Source organism: Clostridium sp. C105KSO13, assembly GCF_001517425.1.
In the GTDB taxonomy this organism is placed as follows: domain Bacteria; phylum Bacillota; class Clostridia; order Lachnospirales; family Lachnospiraceae; genus Muricomes.
In genome coordinates this window covers 26,758-47,085 of sequence record NZ_FBWL01000171.1, presented here as the reverse complement: position 1 = coordinate 47,085, position 20,328 = coordinate 26,758, and the positions used below count along the sequence as shown (strand labels likewise).

At 42.7% G+C, this 20,328-nt stretch carries 20 protein-coding genes; 8 read left to right on the top strand and 12 right to left on the bottom strand.

The genetic code is table 11. The features are described 5' to 3' along the window. Positions 1-37 precede the first annotated feature (37 nt). From BN3456_RS13750 to BN3456_RS13735, 4 genes are all read right to left on the bottom strand, one after another. Positions 38-1,288: a glutamate-5-semialdehyde dehydrogenase gene (locus tag BN3456_RS13750; protein ID WP_089984993.1), complete on the bottom strand. Its 1,251-nt coding sequence runs from the start codon at positions 1,286-1,288 to the stop codon at positions 38-40. Further along, a complete protein-coding gene (proB, locus tag BN3456_RS13745) occupies positions 1,260-2,261 on the bottom strand; it encodes a glutamate 5-kinase (RefSeq protein WP_347458064.1) in 1,002 nt (333 codons plus the stop codon). Before proB ends, BN3456_RS13750 begins: the two co-directional genes overlap by 29 nt. A gap of 500 nt (positions 2,262-2,761) precedes the next feature. After that, entirely contained in the window at positions 2,762-3,946 is a 1,185-nt protein-coding gene (locus tag BN3456_RS13740; RefSeq protein ID WP_089984991.1) for an iron-containing alcohol dehydrogenase, read from the bottom strand. 29 nt (positions 3,947-3,975) lie between these two features. Then, complete coding sequence (locus BN3456_RS13735; protein ID WP_089984989.1) at positions 3,976-5,004, bottom strand: threonine aldolase family protein; 1,029 nt, start codon at positions 5,002-5,004, stop codon at positions 3,976-3,978. A gap of 181 nt (positions 5,005-5,185) precedes the next feature. Between BN3456_RS13735 and BN3456_RS13730 the strand changes: the two genes are divergently transcribed. The 4 genes from BN3456_RS13730 (at position 5,186) to BN3456_RS13715 (ending at position 8,404) form a co-directional block, all read left to right on the top strand. Next, positions 5,186-5,554: a DUF134 domain-containing protein gene (locus BN3456_RS13730; protein ID WP_089984987.1), complete on the top strand. Its 369-nt coding sequence runs from the start codon at positions 5,186-5,188 to the stop codon at positions 5,552-5,554. A 46-nt stretch (positions 5,555-5,600) separates the two neighbouring features. Further along, positions 5,601-6,035: a NifB/NifX family molybdenum-iron cluster-binding protein gene (locus tag BN3456_RS13725; protein ID WP_089985559.1), complete on the top strand. Its 435-nt coding sequence runs from the start codon at positions 5,601-5,603 to the stop codon at positions 6,033-6,035. 329 nt (positions 6,036-6,364) lie between these two features. Beyond that, the gene (locus BN3456_RS13720; RefSeq protein ID WP_089984985.1) at positions 6,365-7,591 is read left to right on the top strand and encodes an argininosuccinate synthase; all 1,227 of its coding nucleotides are present in this window, start codon (positions 6,365-6,367) and stop codon (positions 7,589-7,591) included. Positions 7,592-7,864: 273 nt separating this feature from the next. Further along, entirely contained in the window at positions 7,865-8,404 is a 540-nt protein-coding gene (locus BN3456_RS13715; protein WP_089984983.1) for a prolyl-tRNA synthetase associated domain-containing protein, read from the top strand. Between the two features lie 121 nt (positions 8,405-8,525). Here BN3456_RS13715 and uraA read toward each other — a convergent pair whose 3' ends face one another. The 3 genes from uraA to BN3456_RS13700 form a co-directional block, all read right to left on the bottom strand. Further along, complete coding sequence (gene uraA / locus BN3456_RS13710; protein WP_089984981.1) at positions 8,526-9,788, bottom strand: uracil permease; 1,263 nt, start codon at positions 9,786-9,788, stop codon at positions 8,526-8,528. Between the two features lie 186 nt (positions 9,789-9,974). Next, on the bottom strand, positions 9,975-12,185 hold the full coding sequence (locus BN3456_RS13705) for a tetratricopeptide repeat-containing glycosyltransferase family 2 protein (RefSeq protein WP_176699207.1): 2,211 nt from the start codon (positions 12,183-12,185) through the stop codon (positions 9,975-9,977). A gap of 111 nt (positions 12,186-12,296) precedes the next feature. Further along, a complete protein-coding gene (locus BN3456_RS13700; RefSeq protein ID WP_089984978.1) occupies positions 12,297-13,406 on the bottom strand; it encodes a flagellin N-terminal helical domain-containing protein in 1,110 nt (369 codons plus the stop codon). Positions 13,407-13,760: 354 nt separating this feature from the next. Between BN3456_RS13700 and BN3456_RS13695 the strand changes: the two genes are divergently transcribed. The 3 genes from BN3456_RS13695 (at position 13,761) to BN3456_RS13685 (ending at position 15,063) form a co-directional block, all read left to right on the top strand. Beyond that, entirely contained in the window at positions 13,761-14,480 is a 720-nt protein-coding gene (locus BN3456_RS13695; RefSeq protein ID WP_089984976.1) for a gamma-glutamyl-gamma-aminobutyrate hydrolase family protein, read from the top strand. A 130-nt stretch (positions 14,481-14,610) separates the two neighbouring features. Continuing rightward, positions 14,611-14,793 carry a hypothetical protein gene (locus BN3456_RS13690; RefSeq protein WP_089984974.1) on the top strand — a complete coding sequence of 61 codons (183 nt, stop codon included), beginning with the start codon at positions 14,611-14,613 and terminating at the stop codon, positions 14,791-14,793. 12 nt (positions 14,794-14,805) lie between these two features. Next, entirely contained in the window at positions 14,806-15,063 is a 258-nt protein-coding gene (locus BN3456_RS13685) for a spore coat protein (RefSeq protein ID WP_089984973.1), read from the top strand. 38 nt (positions 15,064-15,101) lie between these two features. On the opposite strand, the gene BN3456_RS13680 is transcribed toward BN3456_RS13685, so the two are convergent. From BN3456_RS13680 to BN3456_RS13670, 3 genes are read right to left on the bottom strand one after another with little or no spacing between them, the layout of a single operon-like run. Next, a complete protein-coding gene (locus tag BN3456_RS13680; RefSeq protein ID WP_089984971.1) occupies positions 15,102-16,088 on the bottom strand; it encodes a lysylphosphatidylglycerol synthase transmembrane domain-containing protein in 987 nt (328 codons plus the stop codon). 11 nt (positions 16,089-16,099) lie between these two features. After that, a complete protein-coding gene (locus BN3456_RS13675; protein WP_089984969.1) occupies positions 16,100-17,455 on the bottom strand; it encodes a radical SAM protein in 1,356 nt (451 codons plus the stop codon). Positions 17,456-17,500: 45 nt separating this feature from the next. Then, on the bottom strand, positions 17,501-18,076 hold the full coding sequence (locus BN3456_RS13670) for a manganese efflux pump MntP (protein ID WP_089984967.1): 576 nt from the start codon (positions 18,074-18,076) through the stop codon (positions 17,501-17,503). Between the two features lie 242 nt (positions 18,077-18,318). On the opposite strand from BN3456_RS13670, the gene BN3456_RS13665 reads away from it, so the two are divergent. Next, positions 18,319-18,894: a TetR/AcrR family transcriptional regulator C-terminal domain-containing protein gene (locus BN3456_RS13665; protein ID WP_089984965.1), complete on the top strand. Its 576-nt coding sequence runs from the start codon at positions 18,319-18,321 to the stop codon at positions 18,892-18,894. Here BN3456_RS13665 and BN3456_RS13660 read toward each other — a convergent pair. Continuing rightward, positions 18,891-19,700 carry a DUF6179 domain-containing protein gene (locus BN3456_RS13660; protein WP_089984963.1) on the bottom strand — a complete coding sequence of 270 codons (810 nt, stop codon included), beginning with the start codon at positions 19,698-19,700 and terminating at the stop codon, positions 18,891-18,893. The two genes, BN3456_RS13665 and BN3456_RS13660, sit on opposite strands and share 4 nt — an antisense overlap. A 46-nt stretch (positions 19,701-19,746) precedes the next feature. Further along, positions 19,747-20,289, bottom strand: a complete 543-nt coding sequence (locus BN3456_RS13655) for a DUF6323 family protein (RefSeq protein ID WP_089984961.1) — start codon at positions 20,287-20,289, stop codon at positions 19,747-19,749. Between the last annotated feature and the right edge of the window lie 39 nt (positions 20,290-20,328).

The following is a 20,328-nucleotide window of genomic DNA, read 5'->3' as shown; positions in this document are numbered from 1 at the left end:
TATCGTGCATAATATGCAAGCGCTATTTCTAATCTTTTTATTTTCTAATCTGTCCATTTCCAAAAATAATATATTTGTACGTCGTCAGCGCCTCCAACCCCATCGGGCCTCTGGCATGAAGTTTCTGTGTACTGATTCCAATCTCTGCCCCAAATCCAAACTCAAATCCATCTGTAAATCGTGTAGAAGCATTTACATAAACTGCGGCGGCATCAATTTCATCCTGGAAACGAAGTGCGTTTTCATAATTTTCTGTAATGATTGCCTCGGAATGTCCTGTGTTATACGTGTTGATGTGGTCAACCGCTGCTGCAAAAGAATCCACAATCTTTAAAGAAATGATTGCATCAAGATACTCTTTGCCCCAGTCCTCTTCTTTAGCTGCCGTAATGTCTTCGCTGTATGCGCATGCTTTCTCATCTCCCCGTATTTCTACCTTATCTAGTTTTAAGCGATTGACAATCATTGGAATTATCTGACATGCCACGTTCTCATGTATGACGAGAGATTCGCAGGCATTGCACACCCCCATTCTCTGTGTCTTGGCGTTTTCAATAATATCCACTGCCATGTTCAGGTCCGCCCATTCATCCACGTATATATGACAGTTCCCGGTCCCAGTCTCAATTACCGGCACAGTACTATTCTCAACCACACTGGAGATCAGGCCGGCACTTCCTCTTGGTATCAGTACATCAATATAATGATGCAATTTCATCATCTCATACACGATCCCTCTGTCCGTATCTTCCACAAGAAGAATCAAGTCCTGAGGCAACTTTTCCTTGCGCAGTCCTTCCTTGACTGCATGTACAATTGCTTTATTGGAGTTGATTGAATCGCTCCCGCCCCGGAGTATCACTGCATTTCCTGTTTTAAAACACAGTCCAAATGCATCTGCGGTTACATTCGGTCTGGACTCATATATAACCCCCACTACTCCTACAGGCACCCTGCGTTTTCCGATTCTCAGCCCGTTAGGTCTGTTCTTCATAGAAATGACTTCTCCGACCGGGTCCTCTAAAGCAGCGATCTCCTTAAGTCCCTCCGCCATATCCTGAATTCTCTGTTTTGTCAGCCGCAGACGATCCAGCAGAGCACTCTTCATCCCATTTTCCTCTGCTGCCTGAATATCCTTCTCGTTTTCCAGCAAAATAGCGTTCGTGTTCTGACACAATTCTTCTGCGACAGACATCAGTCCTCTGTCTTTTTCCTCTGTTGTAAAAGTCATCACTTCTCTTGATGCGGCCTTTGCCCGGCTACCTAGTGTTTCCATGTAACTGACCATGACACCCTCCAATCGTTTGAATTGCTGTTTCCATTGTTTTCTGTTCTATAGGATAAAGAGACTTTGCATACCCTTCTCTCTGATTTTCTTTTTTCTGTTTTTTAACCGGCCTCCGGTATTGTGCCCGCTGGGGAGAGAGTTCATACTCCGCTTCCCGTTCATGCTGCCCGGATAAGAACAAGGTTCCGATCTTTTTGCCTGCCATAATGTCATTAATAGAATAAATATTCCCGCCATTGGCAATCACCATATCTACACCTGAGGCGGCAGCGATCTTTGCCGCAGCTATTTTGGTTCTCATGCCCCCGGTTCCCATATCACCGGAAGCTCCTTTTGCCATCTTTTCCAGCTGTCCGTCAATGCCGGTGACTGTGTGAATGAATCTTGCATTCGGATTCTGCTTTGGGTCATCAGTGTACAGACCCTCGATATCAGACATCAAAATCAACAGGTCTGCATCTACCAGTTCCGCCACATAGGCAGCCAGCGTATCGTTATCTCCAAAGTTGCCGTATAACATTTCATCTGCAGATATGGCGTCATTTTCATTTACAATAGGAACCACTTTCATACGGAACAACTCGTCAAAGGTCAGTCTGGCTTTTTTTCTGCACTCCTCATTTGTGATAGATTCTTTGGTAAGAAGCACCTGTGCAGTCAGCTGGCTGTATTCATTAAATAATTTTTCATAGATCATCATAAGCCTTCCCTGACCAACGGCCGCACACGCCTGCTTTGCAGCTATCGTTTCCGGCTTTTGGTCAAGTCCAAGCACATTCCGGCCAATTCCCACCGCTCCGGAAGAAACAACAATGACCTCTCTGCCTTTATTCCGGAGATTAGTCAAAATCCTTACGAATTTCTCCAGTTTCCCCAAGTTAATATTTCCGGTTTCTTCATGCGTAATTGTAGTTGTTCCTACTTTAATGACAATCCTCTTCTTACCTTCCAGAATCTCTTTTCTTTCCATCATATACGACCTTCTTTCACTTTAATCTCACGCATCTGCCGAATCGTCTCTGTGGAAGGTCTGTAATTCCCTGCTATACAAAAAGAGAGCCGGATATTCTCACCCGCCTCTCCCGCTCGATTTCTTTTACTGTCTAATTTTCTTTTCATTCATTTTCTAGAAAAGAAAGACTACAGAAAAAGGATGGAGGTATATTGTCATACTCCACCCTTTGAAACCTATCCCTATCAAACGTCTGGCACAACGGTATCCTCTTTGCTGTCATTATTCATTTTTATACTATGCGCATACCCCAAAGGGACTCGGGACGCACGGCACAAAAACAACACTGTCAGCAAGTGGCAGAACATGATTAAAATGATTCATGATTTCAAGACTATTGTGCTTTGCTCTCATTACTACAACTCCAATCATTCATGTGTGTCATATAATTTCTTCCGTTTTGTTTCATTTTACACATATTTTATGGTTTGTCAAGGAATTCTTTGATAATTCAAGCTGTATTATAACTCCGCCGCTTTCCGGTATATCTGATAAATATCATCCTGATCCAGGGCTTTCACGCATCCGATTGTTCTTTCACCCCAGAAGCTGCACTTTTCTGCCATTTCTCTCATCTGCTCTTCCGTGGGTTCTATACCAAGTTGTTTTAAGGATGTGGGCATATTCACCGAACGGTAAAATTCTTCCATGGCTTCAATCCCTTTTAGAGCTGTTTCTGTTTCACTGCTCATCTCCGGTACTCCCATCACTTTCACTGCAAATGCGGCAAATCGCTCCTGCCTTTCAGAGACTACATACCTGGCCCAGCTTCCCCATACCGCCGCCAGACCTGCTCCATGAGCCACATCAAACATACCGCCAAGTTCATGTTCTATCTGATGGGTTGCCCAGTCTCCTCCATCTGTGCCGCAGCCGGTCAGACCGTTATGTGAGAGACTGCCCGCCCACATTACTTCTGCCCTTGCATTGTAGTTCTTGGGGTCACGCATAAGAAGCTTTGCATTTTTCATTACGGTACGGATAAGATGTTCACTGATTCCATCTGTCAACTCCATATTGTCCACACGGTTTAAGTATCGCTCCATTGTATGCATCATAATGTCCACACAGCCGCTCATGGTCTGATATTCCGGCAGTGTCATGGTCAATTCCGGATTCATGACGGCAAATTTAGGACGGGCAAAATCACTGCTGTACCCTCTCTTTATTCCTCCGTCTTCTTTTGTAATAACAGAAGAGTCGCTCATCTCAGAGCCCGCTGCAGCAATTGTCAAAATTACCCCTATAGGAAGACATGCGTTTGCTTTCCGTTTCCCCTCATAAAAATCCCACACATCTCCGGAATTGGTCACTCCGTATCCTATTGCTTTTGCAGAGTCAATCACACTTCCGCCTCCGAGGGCCAGAATAAAATCAACCGCTTCTTTTTTACACAGTTCTATCCCCTCATAAACAAGAGATAAATGAGGATTTGGCACAACACCTCCCAGTGTAATGTATGAAATACCACACGCTTCAAGAGATTTACATATTCTGTTAAGAAGTCCGGATTTCTTCACGCTCCCTCCGCCATAATGTACCAGGACTTTTTTGCAATTATTCTCTTGTATCAGGCTCCCTGTCTGTAACTCTGTTTCCCTTCCGAAAACCACCTTTGTCGGTGTATAGTACTGAAAATTCTGCATACTTATCTCTCCTTCCTTATCTGCAATAATTATAATATATCTTCTGCAAGCTTCTGTACATTTTCTTCCATTGTGGCCCAGCTGGTGCAAAAACGCACAGCACTGTGGGATTCGTCTATTCTCTGCTGATAGGAAAACGCATACTTCTCCCGAAGCTTATCCAGCTTGCTGTCGGGCATCACCACAAAGATCTGATTTGTCGTATTTTCAATCAAAAGAAGATACCCTGCTTTTCTGCATGCCAGGCGGATTTTATCTGCCATCCCATTTGCCCGCTTTCCCAGTTCAAAATAGAGTCCATTCTCCAGCAGTGCAAGAAACTGTATCCCAAGCAGTCTCCCTTTTGCCAGCATCCCGCCTTTCTGCTTTATAATATAACGAAAATCCTTCTGAAGCACCGGATTTGCGATTACCACAGCTTCCCCGAACAAGGCGCCCACTTTTGTTCCTCCGATGTAAAACACATCACAAAGTTTTGATATTGTCTTCAAATCCAAATCATTTCCCTCTGCCGTCAGTCCATATCCAAGCCTGGCCCCATCCATAAATAGATACAGGTCATTCCTCTTGCACACTGCAGACAATTCCTCCAGTTCAACTTTGCTGTAAATCGTTCCCAGCTCTGTAGGATTGGAGATGTATACCATCTTAGGCTGCACAGTATGTTCAAAACTCTCATCCTCCACATGACTGCGGTAAACTTCCTCCACCTGCCGGGCCGCAATTTTCCCATTCTCCGAAGGAACTGTCAGCACTTTATGCCCGCATGCCTCAATCGCTCCTGTCTCATGCACATGAATATGTCCTGATTCAGCCGCCAGCACCCCCTGGTGGGACCTAAGCGCAGCAGCAATCACCGTCAGATTAGCCTGTGTTCCTCCGACCAGAAAGTGTACCCCCAGCTTATCATTCCCACAGAGTCCCCGGATAACCTCTCGTGCCCGCTCACAATAACTATCTTCCCCATAACCGGACGTCTGCTCCATATTCGTCTCACAGAGCCTGTCCAGTACCTGGGGATGAGCCCCCTCATTATAGTCACAATTAAAATAAAGCATACCCAAACTCCTCATCTGTTATAGTAGTGGGGTTATTATACTACGAATAGAGGAAAAGAAAAAGGGGTCAGACCCTTTTGCGGTCCATTTTCAGAATATTCTGTCTCTTTATTATTGACATATGACATAAAAAGCGTATAATAATATTGACATATATCGATAACTGAAGTGAGGTAAAAAGATGTCAAGACCAAAGAAGCGTAGGCGTGTATGCTCACATCCCCAATGTACCAGTTTCAAGCCATGCGGCAGGAGCGGTCAAGTAATCACTATGACCCTCGACGAATATGAGGTTATTCGCCTGATCGACTTAGAAGGATTGACACAGGAACAATGTGCTAAACAGATGGAAGTCGCCCGCACTACTATACAGGCCATTTATGCCAGTGCCAGGAAAATATTGGCCCAATGCATCGTGGAAGGGCGCCCTCTGGAAATTGCCGGCGGCGATGTATGTATTTGTGAGCATTATCATCCATCCTGCAGCAAAGGCTGTTGTTGCAGAGGACAAAATTTTCAAAGTGAAAATGAACGCAGAGTTCGAGAATGACAATCTAAACGGAGCAATCAACCTGTTTACAGAAATGGAGGAAAAAATGAAAATTGCAGTAACATATGAGGATGGAAAGGTATTTCAGCATTTTGGGCACACAAAACAATTTAAGGTCTATACCGTTGCGGATAAGAAAGTTAAGCTAACTTCTACTTTGAACACAAACGGCAGCGGCCATGGAGCGTTAGCCGGCTTTCTGAAAGAAAATGGCATTACCACCTTGCTATGCGGCGGAATCGGAGACGGTGCAAAGCGTGCTTTAACCGAGGCAGGCATCAAGTTATACGGCGGCGTTTCCGGAGACAGCGACCGGGCTGTGAAGGATTTTCTTATGGGTAATTTGCAATACGATTCTGCTGCAGCGTGCAGCCGCCACGGTGAGCATCATCATGGGGAGGGCCACAATTGCAGCGGCCATAATGAATCCCACGGAAAAGGGCATAACTGCGGCGTCCACAGCGAACAAGCACTATCATAGATGATCCGCTGTATGCCCGGTCTTAGGGAAAACATCAATCCATTTCTTTGCATGAGAGTATTTTTGTAATTCAGCAACGGTAAGCTCAATATCACTGTTTCCGCTTGCTGCTGGAAATACAGTTTCAACTGTTTCCCCTTCCGTCAAAGTTGTATATTTTTGTTGTTTATATGCATATATATTTGATTTTTATGTATAAAACTAAATGTTTTGCATTTATTATTGCATAATTATGAAATATGGTGTATAGTGTGTTGTAGCTTACTTAGAGCTTCACGGAAAAGTGAAATATAATAATATAGAATGAATACATTTAGGAGGCAAATGAAATGAGTAAAGAAAAAGTAGTACTGGCATATTCCGGCGGACTTGACACTACCGCAATCATCCCCTGGTTAAAAGAAAATTTTGACTATGAGGTTATCTGCTGCTGTATCGACTGCGGACAGGGGGAAGAACTTGATGGGTTAGAAGAAAGAGCAAAATTATCAGGTGCTTCTAAGTTATACATAGAAAACATAATTGATGAATTCTGCGATGAATACATTATGCCATGTGTAAAAGCAGGTGCTGTCTATGAAAACAAATACTTACTCGGAACTTCTATGGCCCGTCCCGTTATCGCCAAAAAGCTGGTCGAGGTTGCACGAAAAGAAGGTGCTGCCGCTATCTGCCACGGCGCTACCGGAAAAGGAAATGATCAGATTCGGTTTGAGCTTGGAATCAAAGCACTGGCACCGGATATTAAAATTATCGCCCCCTGGAGAATGACCGATGTGTGGACTATGCAGTCCCGTGAGGATGAAATCGAATACTGCCACCAACATGGAATTGATCTTCCCTTCGACGCAAAACACAGCTACAGCCGTGACCGCAACCTATGGCACATCAGCCACGAAGGACTGGAGCTGGAAGACCCGGCAAATGAGCCAAACTATGATGATTTGCTGGTACTGGGTGTTTCTCCCGAAAAAGCACCAGATGAAGGGGAATATGTCACTATGACATTCGAAGCCGGGGTTCCAAAGAGCGTAAACGGAAAAGAAATGAAAGTTCCAGAAATTATCACAGAGCTGAATGCCCTTGGCGGAAAGCATGGCATTGGTATTGTGGATATCGTAGAGAATCGTGTTGTCGGCATGAAATCACGAGGCGTCTATGAAACACCGGGCGGAACCATCCTGATGGAGGCACATGATCAGCTGGAAGAGCTGGTACTGGACCGTGCCACATATGAAGTAAAAAAAGATATGGGCAATAAATTTGCTCAGATTGTCTACGAAGGAAAATGGTTTACACCACTGCGTGAAGCAATCCAGGCCTTTGTGGACGTTACACAACAATATGTGACCGGTGAAGTAAAATTCAAGCTATATAAAGGAAATATTATTAAAGCAGGAACAACTTCTCCATACTCTTTATACAGCGAATCACTGGCAAGCTTCACCACAGGTGAATTGTATGACCATCATGATGCAGAAGGATTCATTAATCTGTTCGGACTGCCGCTTAAAGTACGTGCTATGAAAATGCAGGAACTGAAAAACCAGAAATAAATGCTGGATAATCCTTCCTGGTTCTGATAAAATTAGAATAACTTGATTTCCAGCAACTTTTTAAGAAGGAGGAACCCGGGATGTCAAATCATCCTATTTTTTCCGGTTTTGCATCAGGCGTTAACCCGCCCCCACATGCTGAGTGTTAAGTACACCTTGATGTATTTACGCTTAGTAATATATAAAAGGTAATACATTTACTTGTACTTAACATTCAAACTTCTATTTGTAATGTCAAACTAACCATGCTGATAGGAAGAACAGGAGATTGATATGTTTTATATAAGTAATGTTTTTAACACACCGCCGGCGCAGTTTACAACGGACTTGCAGAAAGAAGTCTACAGGACACTGGGACAGCTTAAAATACCTTTTGAGCGGGTGGAAACAGATGAAGCAATTTCAATGGAAGATTGTATTCTGATTAACGAAAAACTGAATATGGAGATGGTGAAGACCTTGTTTTTATGTAATAAAAAGAAGACTTTGTTTTACCTTTTTATTACAGCGGGCGCAAAATCATTTAACACTAAAAATTTCTGTAAGGCTTTGGATATTTCCCGGGTATCATTTGCTCCCCAGGAACTGTTTGAGGAAATACTTGGGACAAAAATCGGTGCTGCAACTGTTTTCAGTACACTGACTGACTGGGAAAAAGCAATACAGGTGATTTTCGACCGTGATGTTATACAGAATGAATATTACGGCTGCAGCGACGGGACAACAACCGGATATATAAAGGTAAAAACAGATCATATACTCAATGTTTTACTGCCCCACTCAAAGCACACCTACAAAATCATCGATTTATAAAGCGCTCAATAAGCAGAAACTATCATGTAAACAAATGCCGCAAAACCTCTGAAGTTCAGTTGTTTTGCGGCATTTCTGTTTTACTTAGGAATCAGGCTGCAGGCTGAACTGTTACGACTGACTATCCTTCTTCCCTGTCATTTGTCAGTTTCAATTTGTCCAGTACAAAAAACATGAGCCCCATCAGCATCCCCACTACACAGGCGAGAACCATGCCTGAAAGCTGAATACTTCCAAATTTCACAGCAACCCCGGAAAGTCCTGTGACAAAAATCACTGATGTCATAGCCATATTTCTGGATTTTCCGTAATCCACCTGTGCATCCACCAGAATACGGATACCGGAGGCCCCTATCATTCCATACAGCAAAAATGAAATTCCGCCGATTACAGGTCCCGGAATGGTATTGATTAATGTAGTCATCTTGCCGATAAAGGAACAGATGACAGAAAGCACTGCCGCTCCTCCGATAACATAGACACTGTACACTTTAGTCATTGCCATAACACCGATGTTCTCACCGTACGTTGTGGTTGGAACAGAACCGAGAAGACCGGAAAGGGTGGTGGATATGTAATCACCCAGCAAAGAGCGGTGAAGACCGGGGTCCTTAATCAAGTCTCTTCCGACAATCTTACTTGTAACAATCTGATGGCCGATATGCTCCGATGTTACAACCAGTATAACCGGGAGAATAATGATGATTGCTTCCCATTTAAACTTCGGTGCTGCAAAATTAGGCAGTGAAAACCAGGCTGCATTGCTGACCTCACTGAAATCTACTATACCGCAGAGGAGTGATGCCACATATCCTGCAATAATCGCAACCAAAATCGGAATAACTGATAAAAATTTCCGGAATAAAACAGATCCCAAAACTGCCGTCAGAAGAGTCACCAGAAAAACAATCACATTTCTCATATCTATCACTTCATCTTTCAGTCCCGCATTTGACGCAGCTGTTCCTGCCAGTTCTAATCCGATCAATGCAACAACCGGACCCATAGCTGCCGGAGGAAGCACAATATCAATCCAGTTCGAACCGAATTTATAAATAATCAATGCCACAATACACCCGGCGATCCCAACAGCTACAAATCCACCCAGGGCATAATTATAGCCCCATTTGCTGATAACAATTCCTGCCGGTGCCAGGAATGCAAAACTGGAGCCAAGGTATGCCGGTGCTTTTCCCTTTGTTATGAAAATAAATAATAGAGTTCCGATTCCGTTCATAAGCAATACAATTGCCGGATTAATTCCAAATACAAAAGGAACCAGAACGGATGCTCCGAACATTGCGAACATATGCTGGATACTCAAAGGCACCAACAGCTTAAATGGTACTTTCTCCTCCACCTGTATGATTTTCTTACTCTCCATATAACCCTCCGTTTCTCTTGTTTCTTAAAAATTTTTATCTTGCCTATTATAGCACTATCGCTGTCCCGGCGCAATAACTTTAAATTAAAGAGGATGGAGGAGCGGCTGCATCTGTCGGCTTTCTCTATTCTGGTGTGTTGGTTTTCCATGTATTTCTTTCATTTAATTACTGTTTGCAATCCCAACTCAGACTGCATAGAGCACAAAGTTTGACGGCGTTAGATTGTCTCCATAATATCTCATGTAGAAATTATAGGAATCGTCCATTGCTGCTATCATTCGAGGAATTTTCCAAATATCCTCATACATATAATCTGTGCATATTGCCAGTTTAGGATGTTCCTCGCATATATGTCTTTCACATTTCTTCAGAGCTTCCTGGGCAGAACCGGGTGCATATATTTTTATAAGATTTATTCGCTCCTGCACTTCTTCATCTGCATTTGCCTCACCTGGGTCTATTTGACGCAGTACAATATTCTCATGGTCCCCCATATTCTTTTCAAGGGCCTCCAGTGACTTATCCTCGGATTCAAAGCAGTATATACGGTGATATTCTTCCCCATACGAATACAGAAAGCCATTTAATGCTTTTCCATCTCCTGCACCGATATCTGCAAATACGCTCTGACTGCAGGACGGTATAAGATCCAGATCAAAATATGGCAACCCACCGTCTTTTACCACCGTCAGCACCTTTTTTTCCAGATGAATCCAGTTCTCAAGAATACCATACAATGCCTGTCTGGAGCGGTTGTCCTTAAGGGTCATATACAGCCATAGAAATTCCTCCCGATTCTGTTTCAAGGCCTCCGCCCGCCTGAAAAAAGCATCATATTTATCTGTATCAGGATACAATCTCCCCCAGCTTGAAGATAGGGAAAAGCCTGTCAGAAGCAATTGATACTCTGCTTCAGAAGCCTTCTTCATCAGGGAGAGACTTCCTCTCATCCGATTCACCAATTCTTCTTCCGATAATTGAGCTGCACACTCCATCAATGTCAGAAAATTATAGTCTATACGGTTAGAAATCGGGACCTGAGGATATTTTTTCTTCATTTCCTCCAACGGAAGCTGCCAGGTGATTTTATCTCTTTCCTCAAACCACTCCCGCTCCTTTTTGGGCATGGATTTGATCAGTTCATCCACAAGTTCAGGATAGGGGGCAATCTTAGCCTGCTTTATCACAAAAAGACGCTCCCTCAGATCAGAAAAATCATATAGCTTTGTCAAAAACTGATAGGCAGCAGGGGCAGTTGTGCCTTTATCTCCTTCCAGTAGCTGAAGTAGCAGCACAAGGGGTTTTTCCTGCTTTTTATCGGCTTTAAGTGTTATTGTACAATAGCGGACAGACTGAGCCGGATTTTCCAGTTCTTTGTACGCTTCTGCAAGAATTCTGTAAACCTCCTTTAGATTTCCTGTGATGAACAGAACGGTAGTTCCCTGATATTTCTCAGCCTTTTTCAAAGCAAGTTCCAGCCAGTACACTCCATCCTGAAACTTGCCCTTTTGTACCATGTACATACCCATCCAGTATTCCATATCTGGAAGTTCTGCTCCGGTTTTTTGGAACGAGGTGTGAAGGCTGCGCATTTTCTCCTCTGCATCCGTCTTATTCTCCAAAAACATAATTCTCATCAGAGAACTGAATGCTGTGTTTCTGCGTGAGTCCATATGCACTTCTAAGTAATGTGCTACAACCTTTTCATAGCATTCCTTGGCTTTATCCCACTCCCCATCTGCAAAATAAGAATCCCCCAGATAGGAAAGATTATCATAATCCTCCGGATTTTCTTTTACTATACCAAGCAAGATTTCTTTGTTCCTGGCAGCTTTCTTTGTCTCTTCATAAGCAGTATGTGTATATCCTGTATGATAGATGGGAAACTGGTTGTCTGTAACGACTCCTGTTGGTGTTTTTCCATCCTTGCGGCACAAAACTTCATGAATTCGATTTGTATATTGAATTAAAGAAGTATTATGAAAAATTCTCTGTTGAATCATTGTAGAAAAAATCTTTCCTTCATCATCTAGCTGCAGCATGGGAGATGTAACAATATCAGGAATCATCTTTTGTGAAGTAAGTTTTTCGAGAAATCTTTTCATTTTCTCTGCATCCTGCCGTGTGAAATATTCGTCCGCATCCAAAAAGGCGATCCAGTTTCCCGAGGCTTGAGCTATGGCATAGTTTTTCGCCGATGCAAAATCATTGTCCCACTTATAATGAAAAATCTTTGCTCCCATCTGCTGGGCTATCTCCACTGTTTTGTCCGTGGAGCCTGTATCCACCACAATCTGTTCACAAACGACCTCTCTGCCCCATGTCAGTGCCCTTTCTATATTCTTTTCTTCATTTTTCACAATCATACACTGTGAAAGACGCACACTTTTCCCCATTGTTTTTATTCCTCTCTGCTGCATATTCTAAAATAAAGGGCTGTACACAACAGCCATAGCCAATTCGTGTAGCAACCCTTTTTGTTTTTATTACTGATTCGCTTATAAAAATTACTGTAATAACTGAAGAACGCCCTGTGGGATCTGATTAGCCTGTGCAAGCATTGCCTGAGAAGCCTGTACCAGAATGTTATTCTTAGTATAAGACATCATCTCTTTTGCCATGTCGACGTCACGGATACGGCTTTCAGCCGCTGTCATATTCTCTGATGTTACACTCAGGTTATTGATGGTGTGCTCCAGACGATTCTGGTTAGCTCCAAGTTCACCGCGAGTACTAGAAACAGTATTGATTGCTGTCTTAATTGCATCTACGGCATCCTTTGCGCCTTTCTGTGTAGAAAGATCAACATTGCTCAATCCCAATGATTTAACAGACATACTTTGCACGGTAATCTTTAATTGATTGAATGGTTGAGCAGTATCACCAATCTGAAGACTAAGTGAACCTTTTGCCTTATTAGCAACTTCATCTAAGTTTGTTATACTAGCCGACGCAATATCAGTACCCGAAACAGTTACATCGTAACCAGTCTTCGCTTTTATAGCAGTTGTTAAATCAGCCGCTTTAAGATCAGTACCAGAATTAACAGTAACTGTCATAATTCCAGAGGAATCAAGAGTTGCGGTGTTTGTTGAACCAGATGCCCCAGCTACTATTTTGATACCTTTAATATCAGATTTCATTCCAGTGATTGTGAATCCGCCAATGCTTGCCTCAGTACGTGCTTCCCCTGTAAGAGAGCCATCCAGCAGATTGATTCCATTGAAGTTTGTTCCTTCTGAAATTCTGTCAATTTCATCTGTCAGGGATTTAACTTCTTTCTGAATATTTGCACGGTCTGTGTCATTGTCATATGTTCCGTTGGCCGACTGACCAGCCAGTTCCACCATACGATTCAGCATGGAGTGAACTTCTGTCAGTGCACCTTCTGCTGTCTGTACTAAAGAAATACCGTCATTGGCATTTTTCTGTGCTGTCTCAAGACCCGTGATCTGAGCACGCATTTTTTCGGAAATAGCAAGTCCTGCTGCGTCATCACCTGCACGGTTGATTTTGTAACCTGATGACAGTTTTTCCAGGTTCTTGGATACCGAGTTGTTATTGTTTGTTAAGTTGCGGTATGAATTTAAAGCCGCAATATTATGTTGGATTCTCATAGTAAAATACCTCCTTGAATTGTGTCGGGGAATTCCCTTTCCCCCTGTTTTATCTATACAAACCATTCATCCGGGCCCTGGACGAAGGGCTGATAGTTATGTAAGGAATATAATAGTAACTCTGAAATGAGTTCTTTTACATTCTAATTTTAATATCGTCATGAAAATATTTTAGATAAGACATTTTTTATATTTTTATTGATTCACTTCATTATCTTTTCAGCCACATTATATAACTTAAGGCAAACGCATCCATGTACAGGTATATTTTTCCACATTTTTACATACGCTATAACCACATAACCGGCAGGTTTTCCCCTGCAGGAAATACCCTATACCCACAAAGGAGTGCTTATGAGACCGAAAATCGGAGTTGTTGTCTGCGGCCTCACAGATGACAGGCAATTTGTAACGAATACTTATATCCAGTCCGTCAGATATTCCGGAGGACTCCCCTTTATTCTTCCTTTAATACGTTCAGACAACGCCATGCAGGAATACATTTCCTATTGTGATGGTTTTCTATTCTGCGGGGGAGATGATATCACCCCTCTATTGTTCGGAGAGGAACCCAAAAATGGTATTGGAAAAACTGATATCACGCTTGATCTGTTTCAGCTCCGCCTGATGAAAGCTGTATTGAGCACTAAAAAGCCCGTCTTTTCCATCTGCCGGGGTATGCAGGTGTTTAACGTAGCCTGCGGTGGCACCATTTATCAAGATATCTCCCTGCAGCCCGGGCATCCGCTGAACCACATGCAGCAATCCTATTCCCGGGCAGAGGTCAGCCACAAGATTTATGTAGAAAAAAAATCGCAGCTTTGCAGATACATCGGCTCCCACTTGAAGGTAAATAGCTTTCACCACCAGACCGTGGGTATGCTGGGAAAGAATCTCATTGCCTGTGCCCATGCAACAGACAAAACAATTGAGGCAGTTGAGATGCCCGCTCACCCATTTGCTATAGGAGTCCAATGGCATCCCGAATGTATGTACCGCTCATCACCCGAAATGAGAGAATTATTTTCTGAATTTATTCTCCATACCCGGCTATGCCCTGCCGTTTCAAATTAAAATTTTAAAAAACATTGTTATTTAAAAGGGTCTGTTTAACTCCATTTTATCTCTGCTTAAGTATGCATATTTTTTTTTGCATCGGACATAATAAACCACGAAAATATTATTTCTCAAAGGAGGTCAAATTATGTCCGATATTTCAATGCTTGATCTGCAAAACTTACGTCACCTGATTGGCGGCTATGACACAACACACTGCAAAATGACTGATTATGCATCACAGACTCAGGATCCTGAAGTGAAAAAGCTCTTCCAGGATGCCGCTGATTCTGCAATGAAAAACAAACAGGAACTAATGAAATTTTTATAAGGGGTGACGTATATGAATGAAAAAACTATGGTATCCGACGCCTTAGTCGGAGTAAACGGAGAACTGAAAATGTTCGGCGACATGATTCCACAGACGGAAAACAAGGAGCTGAAGCAATGCCTGAAGCAGATCCGCAATGAATGCGAAATGTCTCAGGAGAAACTTTATCAGATTGCAAGAGAAAAAAGCTACTATGTCCCTGCAGAAAAAGCAAGTCAGCAGGAAGTAGACCATGTGAAATCAATCCTGACACAGCCGAAAACTTTTTAAATGAAAGCAAAAATGAAAAATCTGAAAATTCAGATTTTTCATTTTTTTTGCCGGGAATTCTTTATTACTTGTGGTATCCCTAGAATAAAGGGAAGTATATATGTGGAAAACCTGTAAAGAAGCATGCCGAAAACAGCATCCACTCTGCCCACGAGTGGTGTAAATAGTGAAACAAACACGAACTCAACGGCCCCTATGCCGCCGGGTGCCGGAATGACCCCTGAAAGGGCCTGCATCATAGATGCAGTGGCTATCAGAAGGGGGACTTCCAGGAGACCCGCCTTGCGAAAGACGATAACCGGTATCAAAAACCATGCGCTCAATTTCAAAAAATTCAGCAACAGGACCTCTAAAAGCAATTTCTTATCTTTCAAAAGCGTCTCTGCTTCTGTTCGTACCGTAACAGCCCTTTGTTCCCACTCTTTAATCTTTTCTCCGTATTTTTCTTTCCGCAGCACTTTTTCTGCCAGCCCAAGCAGCCAAGTATGCAGCGTTTCACAGATACAGGCTGTTATCAGCGCTGTTACAATCAGCACTGCCAGCACAACACCATATATCATATATCTCCTATAGCTGCCAAAATATGGATGCATGGTTTGATAGTTTAATAAAAAGCTAACTATAAAATACAGGCATACTGCAATCCTCTGCACTATATAATTCAAAGTAAATATCCCTAAGCTCCTGTCTACAGGGATTCCTCGTTTGTTTACATAATACATGCCGGCCGGCGCTGTTCCGCTTCCAAAAGTGACTACACGAAAAAAGCTATAATAAAAAGAACACTTAATCCCTTCATTCCATGGGAATTTATTGTCACAGCTGCGCAGGAGTTTTGCAACTGCAATTCCGTCAAAACAGTTGTACAGAATACTGCAGATTACGACTCCTGCCAGCACTTTCCAGGAGGTTTTTTTGAGAGCTTCCCATATATCCCCCCAGGAATCCTTGAACATCATATAAATAATGAAAAGCACGAAAACAAAAAACGCCGGTCTCCAGATTTTTGATAGCTTCTTTTTCAACTATATTCACCCTATTTAGCCCAAAGCTCATCAGCCTTTTCTTTCCATTCCTGTGCATACAGATCACATTTTGCACAAAGATGCTCCACGGATTCCGGTGACTGCAAGTCTGTAGATTTTGCTCCGGATTTCCCCACCATTTGTCTTAATAATTCCGGATTTTCCAGCATCGGGCAGGGACGCAGGTGATTGTCATTAAAGGGCTGCCCTTCTCTGTATGCCTTGAACAGCGGCTGCTGCAATGCATCCAGAAGACTTACCTCCCTGATATTGGCCCCCGAATAATGTATAAACACACATGGCTCCACATCTCCGTTTGGATTGATATGGCAGTAATTTCTTCCTCCTGCAATACAGCCGCCCACATACTCGCCATCATTCTGGAAATCAAAAGCAAATATTGGTTTGCCGCCTTCCATAGCACGGATTTCACGAATCCGATGATACATGTATTCTCTTTGCTCTTTAGTTGGCAGCAGCTCGGCTGCAGCCTCATTCCCAACCGGCATATAGTGGAAATACCAGGCAAAACGGCATCCTTTTTCAATAATCATATCCAAAAATTCATCGGAAGTTACCGTATCGATATTCGCCCTTGTATAGCAGATAGATGTGCCGAATATTTGGCCGTGTGCTTTCAATGTGTCCATTGCCTTCATTACTTTGTCAAACACCCCTGTGCCCCGCCGGCCATCATTTACTTCCTCGTATCCTTCCAAACTGATAGAAAGGGAAAGGTTTCCCACACGGTCCATTTCCTCGCAGAATGCATCATCAACTAAAGTTCCGTTGGTGAACGCATGAAAAGCACATTCATTGTGTTTTTCGCACAATTTAATGATGTCTGCCTTTCTTACAAGGGGCTCACCGCCTGTGTACATGTAAAAATATATTCCCAGTTTCTTTCCCTGTGTAATAATGCTGTCCATTTCATCGTATGTCAATGCAAGTGTATGTCCATATTCAGCGGCCCAGCACCCGGTACATTTTAAATTGCATGCACTTGTCGGATCCATCAGAATCAGCCAGGGTATATTGCAGTCATACTTCTCTCGGCTCTCGTGCATGATTTTCGTACCGCTCAGCATAGCTTCAAAGCCCAGGTTCATGGCTGTAGTACGGATAACATTAGGGCTGATTTCATCAAGCAGGCGATTTGTATAAGTCATCCACTTCCCGTCCTGATCCCGGATCAATTTTCTGGCAGATTCATATTGCCCGGAGGTAAACCTATCTTTTGCAAAACTCTCTGTCAAATCCACCGCCTTTAAAAAACTCTTTTCTCTGTCTTTATTTACATATTTCAGTATTGAATCTGTTATCTTTCCAAATGCAGCTCGTTCTGCCTGATGTCTTATTTTTCCCATAGCTCATTTCCTCCTTTTCTTTCTGCTGTACTTCCACTACCTTCTTTAATTTATCCCCCGGATTAACAATTCGACGCCTCCAAGCAGCAAAATACAGCCTCCAAGGGTTACGACTTTTGTCTTAGACTGACACCCCATCCAATATCCAGAATAGATGCCTGCAATAACACTGAGTGCTGTAATAATCCCGATACTTAGAATCGTGACCAAAAAATCCGTCTGAAAGAATCCAAAGCCTATTCCTGCAAGAAATGTATCTATACTTGTTATACATGCCCATATAACAATCTGGCGCAGCTCTATCTTTTCTTCCTTACGTTCAATAATTATCTTTTGCCGCCCCCCTTTCAGTATCATATACAGGCCCAGGCCCCAAAAGATAAACACCGATATGTAGCGCCAGTGTACAGCTGCCTGCTGTGCTGATTCCTTTACCATTGGGATATTGGTGACCATATGGCCGAGCAGAAGACTTGTCATTTGCCACAGTACAAAAATACTGCCGATTTTTAGCAAGGAAGATTTGCTGACTTTTGGCATCATAGCTCCTTTATATAGGGCATACGCAAATACATCTAAAGACAGCCCGATCGAAAACAAAAGAATTTCATATATAACCAATTTCCTCCCTTCTTTCCTGTATATTTTTATTATATTATATCATTTTACAGCTCATCTTATAAGCTTCAATGCGCTTTTCCTGTATCCGGATAAGTACAATATCGTACAGTTGCTCCCTCTTGGCTACAAACCGGATAATTTGTATACTCTGTTTCTATTTTATACATAAAAGTGAATATAATACCCAAACTTGACGAGTTCTTTTCGGGTCTGCTATAATGCATTCAAAAGGGGACGAGGTTATGGAAGATAAAAAAGACTTGACGAAAGATTTACTTACCACATCTTTCAAAGAGCTAATCCTGCAAATTCCGTTTGAAAAAATAACAATTAAGATGATTACAGACGGCGCAGGCGTAATCCGTCCAACTTTCTATAAGCATTTTCAGGATAAATATGAGATACTGGAATGGATTTTAAAAAAGGAGCTGGCTGATAAGATACAGATTTTGATTGACAATGATATGGAAGAAGATATCTTCCAGCTTCTGTGCAGCTGCCTGGAAAGAGAAAAAGGACTCTACAAAAAGCTATATGCTATAGAGGGCCCCAACTCCTTTGATGAACTGATGAATCATTTTATATTTAATATGCTTATGTCCCTGAAGAATAAATATCCTCTGAAAGTATCCGGTCGACGGGAGATATTTTCTTCAGACGCCATATGGAGATTTTATGCCTTTGGCCTGGCCGATTCCCTGAAGCATTGGATTGTATGTGACTCTTCATACTCTTCCGAGCAGATTTGTGATGCATATGATTATATTATCCATAACTCTATTCTCGATTTGATTGACCTCCCTGACAATAAATTCTAAAATCGGATGCCATTTTGGATTCTTACCGCGAGATCGCGGGCACAACTTCTGAATATTCCCCTGTATGTTTCACTCATAGCTTCTTTTTCTAAGATATCCAGCAGACCGCCAAGTCTGTTTCTGGCCGTCTCCGGGTTGATTTCTGAAAAGTAGACTGCTGCCTCCCGTTCTCCTATCTCGTCCAATTTCAAGCTATAGACATCCTCATCACTTATCATGCAAGCCGCTGCCCTTATGAGGACAGGTATGCAAAGATTATCAAAATACAGCCCGCCATAATCAGGCCGGACATATTCCAGCAGATCCATTATTGCCTCCCGGTCAAAATTCCGAAGAAACGTCTGCTCATACTCTGCCTCTGTTAAATAATCCAGGACCCGGTCTACCCCGGCCACACTGTCAGATAGCTCCAGTACAGGATAATCCAGCGTCAGAATATGATTCTGGGGTTCAAATCTGGCATCATATTTCAGGAAAAAAGCAGGTATTCCTTTTAAAATCGTATCTCTGTAATTCTGGCAGCCATAGTCTTCAAAATCGATTATCATCTGGTGATACACTATTTTTGCCTGCTCTGCTTTGTCCAGAGCAATACGGTACCCCCTCTCATATGCGGTCATGCTGTCCACACGCTGTCCTGCAAGCATTGCAGCTTCATTTTCTGTTTCACATTCTTTGATACAGTATACTACCGCTTCCATAAGCCGCCTTGCAGTGTTGTAAGAGACAGATGTACTTTCACCCGATGTATATCGCTTTGCAAGCTTTGCCGCGATGGGCAGCAGTTCCTCCATTTTATAGTCCACTTAAATTCTCCTTCCGTGAATTCAGACTCCTTGCCTGCTAATTCGTTTACTCCCAAAACAATTCTTTAAGAACCTGCATGTAAAGGTCTTTATCCCAGCGGGTTACCTCATCAAACTGCTCGTATTGCCCTTTTCCGCCGGTCTTCTTATACCCTTCATATCCTGCCCGGACCGCAGTGGTAAAGTTCTCCATGCATGTCCCTTCCAGATAGTCCAGGTCACCCGCACATACTGTTTCAAACTGTTCCTTCATAAAGGTGAGAATCTCATCGTCTGTCATAAGCTCCAGGGCAGCATTTTTGAACTCATAAAAGATGTCCTGCAATTTTTCCAGACTCTGCAGATAATTTTGCTGATTGATATACTGTGAATCGCAAAACGTATAAATAATATTGTCCAGTATTCCCTCTCCAAATTCTACTCTGCCGTGTGCTTTCAGGCTTTGGTTCCTGCACTCCATCAGTTCCTGTACCTCTTCTTCCCGTAGAGCAAGTCCAAATCTCTCAGTCTTCTGATTCAGTGAAGACAAAACCGCCAATTCCTTATGTTGGTTTGCCATCTGCAGAATTTCAAACACATCTTCTTTCACAAAACCACCCCCTTTATATGTGATATGTCATTATACGTC